This is a genomic window from Sulfitobacter sp. HI0129, from assembly GCF_001635395.1.
Lineage (GTDB): Bacteria > Pseudomonadota > Alphaproteobacteria > Rhodobacterales > Rhodobacteraceae > Sulfitobacter.
This window is the reverse complement of sequence record NZ_LWGH01000208.1, coordinates 1-8,968: the sequence shown is the minus strand read 5'-3', so window position 1 is coordinate 8,968 and position 8,968 is coordinate 1. Positions and strand designations below refer to the sequence as shown.

The following is an 8,968-nucleotide window of genomic DNA, read 5'->3' as shown; positions in this document are numbered from 1 at the left end:
CTGAAGGGGCTGGCCGTGACCTCGCTTGGACGCCCCGGCGGCGTGGTCGGTCGCGTCCTGAGCTATCCGCACGTTTCGGTAGTTGGGCAAACGGAAACCGCAACCTTACCTGTAAGACAAAATGCAAAGGAAAAGTGGCAGCCCGTAGGGGAAACGAACCCTGATCGTAAGTAGTTGATTTCTAATGATACAGTGTCCCACGCCTTCTCTCAGCAAAGCCTATAGAATCCAAAAGCTTGTAAGGTCGGTGTCCCACGCTGTTGGGCGCGTCTTGAAGCGCCATTCACCGGGGCTTTGCCTCGTCGGGTGACTAAGGAAATGCAGCTTGGTGTTGTTCGATCGTAAGTGGGTGCACATCCTTATGCGCCGCGTAAACGCTACCTCCGAATGAAGGGATCGCAATTCGTTGGTTCCACGACTCCGCGGCAACCTTAATGAGCGTTAGTGGCTTTTGCGTTAATGGGGCCCTGATGGATCATCCAGTTTCGACTGATGCGTGGAGCGCCGAAAGTCTCATTGCGAGCCACAATTCATGCGTCGTTGACCGCTCGATCGCAATGCGTCTGCCCTATGGCCCCGTGCGCATTCATGTAATATGTTTTCTTGCGTAGTGCGGACCCTTACTGAAAGAGAAGCCCTACGGTGATTTGCAGGCCAAGAACAGGCGCAGATACTTACAATATAGCAAGGGAATGAATGAAGTTGCGAATCGCACCTATGGTTCTCGGAACTGTAAACGCTCCGCATCGTACGAGGCTTTCCGCTCTTGAACTTGCTGATGCGATTTCGGACATTTGTGCCGCTAAGTCTAACAGTGGGCCAGCATTTGCATTCTTCTCTGAGGTCTCTCCAGAGCTTCAGTTGTCGTTCGTAAACGAGATGGGACTGTCGCATGAAGAAGTGCGCAAGGTTGCGAAGCACTTTCAGGCGCTTTGCCCATTCCCGCTGGCATTCGCTACTTACTACTCAAACTGAATTTGCATTCGCTGCCACCCGGGATCCGCAGCAGGAGCACCACCTTTTCAAACTCCTTCCCGACAGCCCCGCCGGAAACCCGCGCGACGAAACGCTGGCCGCGGCGCGGTAGAAACGAGAGGCGCTCTGAGTCTTAGGCAATCTGGAACGCTTGCTGATCCAGTGCGACATTCGGCAGACAGCGGAGGTGAAAGTAAGTCTGCTATGCGATAGCATGTTCCATGCTCTCTGTTTGGGGCTTTTCGAGAGAGCCGCTTGCGGCCCTTACCGGATGAGGTGGATGGCTCCTGCTCCACCGGCATCGAACGTGTCAAAGTGCAGTTGTCATCGACCGCAAGGAAAGGAGCCACCCAATGACAGTAAAGACCGTGGGCCTGGATTTGGCCAAGGACGTTTTCCAAGTACACTGCGTTTCGCCCACTGGGCGCAAGATCCTCAATAAGAAGATCAAACGGGCGAAGCTCTTGGCATTATTCGAGACTTTGCCGAGATGTGTGGTCGGCATGGAAGCCTGTGGTTCTGCGCATCATTGGGGCCGAGAGCTGCGCAAGCTGGGCCATGATGTCCGGCTGATGCCAGCTGCCTACGTAAAGCCCTATGTGAAGCGTGGTAAGACGGATGCGGCGGATGCCGAAGCGATCTGTGAAGCCGTGCGTCGCCCCACCATGCGGTTTGTCGAGATCAAATCAGAAGATCAGCAAGCTGTTCTGGCCATCCATCGTGTCCGGGATCTCGTCGTGCGCCAGCGCACCCAGGTCGTGAACATGATCCGCAGTATCCTGCGGGAGTTCGGGCACATCCTGCCAACGGGCATCGAGGCCGTGTCGAAGTTTGCCCGCGAGCATGGGACTGAAGAACAGTTGGAAATGCCCGAGATCGCAGACGGCATTCTCGGAGTGATGTGCCATCAGCTGAATGGTCTCAATGCGCGCATCGAAGGGCTGACCAAACTGATCGAACAACATGCATGGCTCGATGCTGATGCACGGCGACTGATGCGCATGCCGGGGGTCGGCCCCATCACGGCCTCCGCCATTGTCGCCACCATCGGCGACGCAAAGCAATTCAAAACAGGGCGTGATCTCGCCGCTTGGCTGGGTCTGACACCGCTGAACAAGTCCAGTGGTGGCAAAGAGCGGCTTGGCCGCATCACCAAGAAGGGGGATCGATATATCCGAAAGCTGCTGATCGTCGGCATGACGTCACGGGCGCTGATGGCCAGGAACAAACCGGGGAAAGCTGACACCTGGACGGCAAAATTACTGGCTGAGAAACCATTCAGGTTGGCCACGGTCGCCATGGCCAACAAATCCGCCCGGATCATCTGGGCGCTTCTGACGAAACGAGAGGAATACCGGCAGCCGATCGCTTGATCCTGCCCAGAGATGCAAGACGTTTGATGTGATGATGCGAAACGAAGTCAACCAAGAGCAAGGACACTCCGACGAATGTCGCGGCCCCCAGAGGTCGTTTAGCCGATAGGAACCTCGCTTGCGGAACTCATCAGGGCCAGTGGCAACCGTCACGTAAACAGGCCGGACACACGACTGTACTGACAGACCATCGCGATCACAGAAATCCCTTGCAATGCAGGAGCCATCCACACAAGCCGTTCGCATGGCATCGCGCCGCTGCAGTGCAGCTTTCAGGAAGCGGGCATCTAAAATATATGTTCTGCATAAGACTGACGGCGAGCAACCTTCTAAGAGCCACGCTTTGCTCGGAATCTTTATAAATGCAGAAAGGCGCTGGCATACCTTCAGATGTTCAACTAACCCGTCGACGGCATCCAACCGCTGGTGAAGAAAGATGCGTTTGGCCTTAGGCTCAGATCGAAGACGGGTGCAAGCCCAAAGCGGTCACGACTTCACAATAGAGATAAGGGGAATCCCAGATAGAAAATTCGGTAGCGGCGAACACTGCAGGCGTGGATCCGGAGAAAGCAGCTCTGGCTGTAGAACCGGGTCAAACCGCATGCGCCGAGGGGACCAATTGTAGACAATCGTTTCCGGGCCATCCTGGACGAGCAGGAAACGGCGTTTCGGGACACCACGCGTCAGGATCATCCCGCCGCTACCTTGGCCAACTTTTCCGCCGCCGTTCTCACCCGCCGACTTACCCGCCATAACGTCCCCTCTTGAAATCACAGTTGTGCGACGCGATGCGACAAGAGCTTATCAGGCTATCACTCACCTACCCAGGTATCTGGACAGTGTGAAAACGCTCGGTTGCTTTCAAATAGGTGTAACCGCCTGCACCGCGCAAACACCTGACAACATTCCACCACTACAATTGCGGGCTGCGCCAACTTCCCCTAACATGCCCTGAACGTGTGGGAAGGAGCTAAGTCAATAGAAATCCCCCGCAAGCTGGAAGCTCAAGGTGAAGTCAGAATATGCGTGTGGATAAAATTTTTGTAAAAAATTTTAAGAAGATCAGACAGCAAGAGTTTGATTTTAACCCTGACATCAACATCATCGTAGGCGACAACGAAAGCGGCAAAAGCACAATACTTGAGGCCATAGAACTTTGCCTCAATCTTCGACATCGGGGCAAACCGATTTCCACAGTTCTTTCTTCGGACCTTTTCAATGCGGAAGCTGTTCAAGACTTCCTTTCCAGCCCTAAAGATCAGAGTTCTTTTCCCGAGATTCTAATCGAGGCATATCTTGATGAAGGAAGCGACCTCAAGGGTACCAATAACAGTAAGGGCCTGAACTGCCCTGGTCTATATGTAAGGATTTGCTTCGACCCAGACCTATCTGCGGCCTACCTAAACTACTCCAAGAACCTTGGCGGCATAACATCCCTGCCAATAGAATTCTACAAGGTAGAGTGGTACGCTTTCTCCTGGGAGAAGCTGACACCTTACAACAAATTGATAACATGTCTATTCGTGGACCCGACCACACTGCACCCTTCACAGGGTGCTCGCCGATATATTTCCGACATCTTGGACACTGCGCTTGCAAAGGAGGATAAAACACTCCTAAACACAAGTTACCGCCAGCTAAAAAAGAATTTCGACAGCGAACCGAATGTAGTCAAGGTGAATAGCGATCTTGATAAATCCAATGACATAACCGTAAAGAATCTCGAGTTCTCAATTGAAAGCTCTCCGCAAACCAGCTGGGAGAATAACTTGCAACTCACCCTGGATCGCGTGCCGTTCTCGCAGATCGGAAAGGGTGAACAGCACCAAGTCCAAATGAAATTAGCGCTTTGGAGGAAATCCAATGCCGCTAATGTAGTTATGATCGAAGAGCCGGAAATTCATTTGTCACACATGAATTTGGTCAAGCTGGTCAAGTTTATTGAAGACAAACACAAAGGCCAGCAGATATTTATTACAACCCATAGCTCGTACGTTCTAAACAAACTCAGTTTCGAAAAAATATGCCTACAAGGTGAAAACTATAAGAGGCTGCATGAAGTCGACAAGGGCACTGTCAAGACCCTGAAGAGATTTCCAGGGTTTGACACGCTTCGAGTTGTGCTGAGTCCGAAAGTAATCTTGGTAGAGGGGCCCTCGGAAGAGCTCATATTAAAAAAGCTGTATCTTGATAAATGGAAGCGGCTGCCCGAGGAGGATGGGATCGACATCATCGTAGTTCGGGGAATTGGATTTAAGAACTACCTCAATATTGCATTGCACTTGGGAAACTCTGTTCATGTCATTAAAGACAACGACGGAGATTGGTCGAAAAATATCGATGGCTGGATGGCACCCTATAAAGGCTATAGCGCAATTAAGATTTTTTCTCCAAGAGACGATAAAATTTTCTCTTTGGAGCCAGCCTTCGTTGATGCAAACGCCAATTCACAGAAGGAGCTGGACGGTTTTGCAAAAATAGTCCTCTCAACCGTAACCTATAAGGATTACGATAAAGGGGGCGTTGCAGATCGTAAGTCATTTATCATCAATTGGTTTTCGGGAAAAGACACGGGCGGGAAGAAGGTGGACTCCGCAATGCGGATGTTCGAAACCAACCAAGATTTCAAAGCGCCATCTTACATCAATGAGGCATTGGATTTTGCGTAGGCAGTTAGTCATAGCTTGTGCAGGAGCGGGCAAGTCAGAGCGCATTATAAACGAGGCCATTTCCAACTACCGGCAAAAGAAACGCTCGCTAATTCTCACCTACACAGATTGCAACCAAAAGCAAATTATCAAGAGAATATCCAAAGCCCTTGGAGCGGTCCCTGGGGAAATAGCAGTAAAAGGGTGGTTCACATTTTTACTGGAGGACATGATCAGGCCGTATCAGTCCCACATCCTTGAGAACAGGGTGGCGGGACTCAACTTTAATGAAACCGACCCTCACAAGAGAAGCGGATATACAATTAAGGGGAGATCTGAAAAACACTCATCAGGAAAATACAACCATATGCACTTTGTGACTGATCCAGGGCATAAGGCACATTCCACTTATCTTTCCAAGCTTGCTTGTCGTATCGCAGAAGAATCTAAGGTTACGCGAAAACAAGGCCGTCGAACCATTAAGTTTGGCAGTGCTGCTGAGCGACTGGAGGAAATATACGACACAGTATTCATTGACGAAGTACAAGACCTTGTTGGTTGGGATTTTGAGGTGCTCAAATCACTGTCGGCAAGCGAAAGCCTCGACATTACATGTGTGGGTGACTTCAGGCAGACGATTTACCAGACGGCAAACGCTCAGAAACATCCAAAAACCAACTCTGACAAGCGAGCACGTTTCAAAGAATTGGGCTTCACTGAAGTTTCAATGAACTTCAGTCGTCGCTCTGTACTGGAAATTTGCGAGTTCTCCGATTTAATACATGAGGGCTCAGGCTATCCTCCCACCGGCTCCAAGGTTGCTTTGCCATCCATCTCTGAAGAAAACGCGAAGCACATCGGTGTATTCGCAGTAAACCCCAAGCACTTTCGGGCGTACCAAGAATACTTCAACCCTACGATTTTGAGGCATAGTATCAACTCAGGAGTTCAATATTGCGTAGGGCGTGAAGCATTCAATTTCGGTCAAGCCAAAGGCATGACATTTGCGAGGACGCTCATCCTTCCGACGGAACCACAAATGATGTTTTTGCGCGGTAACCGTGCCCCATTAGAATCCGGCACAACGGACAAAGCTGTAAATGCATTCTATGTCGCGTCGACGCGGGCCCAATACAGCGTCGCGTTCCTAATAGATGGGCTTGTGTCGGTTAAAGGAGTGACTATGTGGACACCGTGAATGAGCTGAACCAAGCGACTCAAAGTGGATGGCAGGTGAAAGCCGATAGACTCTTTGGAAAAGCACCTCTGCACAGGCCAACCGAACCTTCCGATACAATACCACAGTGAAAATCCTCCCAGTCTCCCTGCAGCCAGAAAGGCTTTATGGTGGACGACTTTTACACCTCACGTATCGGGGTCATCCCGCCGCTACCGTGGCCGACTTCCTCTCCGCTGTTCTCAAAAAGGCTTGGCTGGAATGTAATTTCCAAGTGTGCGGTTCTCACCGGTATCGTCATCGCAAACCGGGCGGTCCACGATGCAAGTCTCAATGAGCATCCGATACTGTAAGCGCACGAATTGATTAATGTGCGCATTAGCCGCCATTCACACAGAGCGCAGCGAAGGTCCGGAAACCGCCCTTAGAGGTGGAAATGCTGCCGTCTGGGGCACTCCAAAGTTCTGTTTAGGAGTTTGGTCATACTGTGCATCCAATGGTCAGATTGCCTCCTCCTCTTACAGGCCTCAGGCCCTCCCGACATCTCGGACCAATTAGACCAGCCGTCGGAACTCAGTGTCGTCAGGTGCCTGCCTCCAGAAGTTGATGAAGCGGCACACGATCTGCAGGTTGTCCCGGGCATAGTGCCCATTGCTGTCAATCCGGTCGAGGGAGGGCAGCATGTTGTCGTCTGTTTGTGCGCCTTGAAACTGAAAGGGTAGGCCGGTGATGGCGCAGCGGTCTTCCTGGATCTTAAGCAGGTCTCGGATCAGCTTGTCCAACTCGGCGTCGGCAATGGATTTCTCGCGTGCGCCGAGATGACGTTCACTGGTTTTGGCGCCATCGGGAAGTTCGCCCCTCGCTTCCATGCGTGGCAATGTGGAAAACACCCAAAGTAGGGAATGGGCGTCAATTAGGCGGGCTCCGTCCAGATCAGCCTGCTTTGCAATCGGGGTGCGCAGATCATCTAAGATTGCATTGAACTGTGAATAGTTGCTCCAATTGCACTGACGCAGGGTACGGAATTCCAAACCGATTTCCCCGAATACCCTGTCAAACCCTGTCGGCTGGATCGGCATGAAACGATTAATGTCCTTCAGGAAGAATAGATAGGCAATCAGGGGGTATTTCGCGCCGACGGCCTCGCTCAGTTCTTCAAAGATGTCCCTCTCGTCGCGGACCGTGCCAAAAAGTTGAAACAGCAGGCGTTCGAGGGTTTGGAGCCCGGTTCCCGTCGCGGCGGCTTCGATCAAGGCGCGGTGTTCTCGGTTGGCGTGGCCGTAACGGTTCTGCCAGAACACCATGTTGTTCGTCACATCGCCGTGGGTGGCCTGGATTTCGATGGCGTCGATCACCTTGGCGACGATGCTACCGGACCCGATCTGATCTTATGTCCAGCTGTCGGCGTCGAGGCGGGTCAGGGCTTCGGCACGGACGCGGGGCTTGTAGCTTTCCCATGCGACGATCAAGCCCTCATCAAACCGCGTGAATGGGGCGTCGAAGGCGGTGATCAGGGATTGGAAGCGTTGGAATGCCGCTTTGAAATCTATTATCTCAAGCCCGTGCGCCATCATTACTCAGCCCTCCCGTTTTTCAAGAATACCAATTCAAGAGCTGCACAAAGGCGTCCCTGTCATGCGCTTGCAGGTAGATCCCTTTTTTCCTGCTCAAGGCGGACAAGACATCGCGGTGTAGGTCGTGGCTTTCCTTCGGAGGCAGAAAGGATATGCTCGGAATGGTGGGAGGTGCTGGCGGCTCAATCCAGATTTTCACGGTGTTCAGGTTGGACGCCTCTACATCAAGTGCAAGTACTCTACCGTTCCCGGCATCGAAGCCCATGACTTTTTGTTCTTGTAACCCTGTCTCCCATTTCGATTATCCGGCACTTTGTTCACACTTTCACCGTGGCGAAGGGTCAAGATCGGTAGTGCGTCCAGTGACGAAAGGTCATTCGGCGGCCTCCAGGGTGTCGGTCACGGGCTCCAGCGCCTCGTGGAGAAGCGATTCGAGGAGGCGGGTGCGGGAGGTGGCGGTGGTGGTCAGGGCGGCCTCCAGCCGGTCGCAGAGGGCCATGAGGGCATCGACCTTGGCCACAATGCGGTGTTGTTCGGCGAGGGGTGGAACCGGGATCAAAATATTGGACAGCGCAGCTTGATTGATCTTCGGCATGGCCACGCGGTTGTCTTCGGAAACCGATTGATCGACAAAGGCCTGAGTGATCATGAACTTCACCAGGAACTCGCGGTGAATGTGTGCTCGGATTGGATACATGTCCGCGCTACATAGGCCATCAAAATCGACAATTGTCACCTTGGCGAGGTTGGGGCGGATTTTGGAATAGAGGATAGAGCCGGCGGAGAAGCTGTGTTTGCCGCTGAACACGCCCGCTTCTTTCACTGAGACATAAGGAAGAAGCCTTGCTGTCCACCCTTCGATGTTGTCCGGCGCGATGTGCGGCATATCGGGGTAGCCTTTGGGGGATACCAAGTTCGATTGGATCGCTGCAATCTCATTGAAACGAGCCCACTGCCAATTTTCCGGGGCTTCGTAGGGCACTTCGCTGTCGTCCAAGGGTAGGATTGGCTTTTGCTTCTTTATCTCACCTTTTTTTGAAAGCCGGTCACGGTCTTCAGCAATCTGCTCCAACAAATCAGACGCCGGTTCATCCGCCGGATCCTGTTCCACCAGTTTTCCGCGGACGGCGAGGTTGAGGATGGTTTGGCGGAGGGTCTTGATCTGGTCGGGGCGCGTGGTGAGGGCGGGGAGCGCCTTGAGGGCGAAGGCGGCGTGGGTGG

8 protein-coding genes are annotated in these 8,968 nt (G+C 52.5%); 4 read left to right on the top strand and 4 right to left on the bottom strand.

Annotation, left to right across the window (positions count from 1 at the left end; genetic code table 11):
* Positions 1-696 precede the first annotated feature (696 nt).
* The 4 genes from A3764_RS23885 to A3764_RS23880 all read left to right on the top strand — a co-directional run bounded on the left by A3764_RS23885 (position 697) and on the right by A3764_RS23880 (position 6,194).
* A complete protein-coding gene (locus A3764_RS23885; RefSeq protein WP_236627995.1) occupies positions 697-975 on the top strand; it encodes a hypothetical protein in 279 nt (92 codons plus the stop codon).
* Positions 976-1,328: 353 nt separating this feature from the next.
* Positions 1,329-2,348 (top strand): IS110 family transposase, encoded by a 1,020-nt coding sequence (locus A3764_RS02320; protein WP_067925452.1) that lies wholly within the window; start codon positions 1,329-1,331, stop codon positions 2,346-2,348.
* A gap of 1,022 nt (positions 2,349-3,370) precedes the next feature.
* Positions 3,371-5,017 carry an ATP-dependent nuclease gene (locus A3764_RS02315; RefSeq protein ID WP_067925455.1) on the top strand — a complete coding sequence of 549 codons (1,647 nt, stop codon included), beginning with the start codon at positions 3,371-3,373 and terminating at the stop codon, positions 5,015-5,017.
* Positions 5,010-6,194, top strand: coding sequence for a UvrD-helicase domain-containing protein (locus A3764_RS23880; protein WP_236627994.1), 1,185 nt, complete (start codon positions 5,010-5,012; stop codon positions 6,192-6,194). The genes A3764_RS02315 and A3764_RS23880 overlap by 8 nt, the downstream gene beginning before the upstream one ends.
* 533 nt (positions 6,195-6,727) lie before the next feature.
* Here A3764_RS23880 and A3764_RS25610 read toward each other — a convergent pair.
* From A3764_RS25610 to A3764_RS02295, 4 genes are all read right to left on the bottom strand, one after another.
* Positions 6,728-7,528, bottom strand: a complete 801-nt coding sequence (locus tag A3764_RS25610; protein WP_201722181.1) for a hypothetical protein — start codon at positions 7,526-7,528, stop codon at positions 6,728-6,730.
* Positions 7,529-7,561: 33 nt separating this feature from the next.
* Positions 7,562-7,747 carry a hypothetical protein gene (locus A3764_RS02305; RefSeq protein ID WP_067925458.1) on the bottom strand — a complete coding sequence of 62 codons (186 nt, stop codon included), beginning with the start codon at positions 7,745-7,747 and terminating at the stop codon, positions 7,562-7,564.
* 19 nt (positions 7,748-7,766) lie between these two features.
* The gene (locus tag A3764_RS02300; RefSeq protein WP_067925461.1) at positions 7,767-8,012 is read right to left on the bottom strand and encodes a hypothetical protein; all 246 of its coding nucleotides are present in this window, start codon (positions 8,010-8,012) and stop codon (positions 7,767-7,769) included.
* A 108-nt stretch (positions 8,013-8,120) separates the two neighbouring features.
* The coding region (locus A3764_RS02295; RefSeq protein ID WP_201722390.1) for a restriction endonuclease subunit S at positions 8,121-8,968 on the bottom strand (848 nt) is incomplete at its 5' end.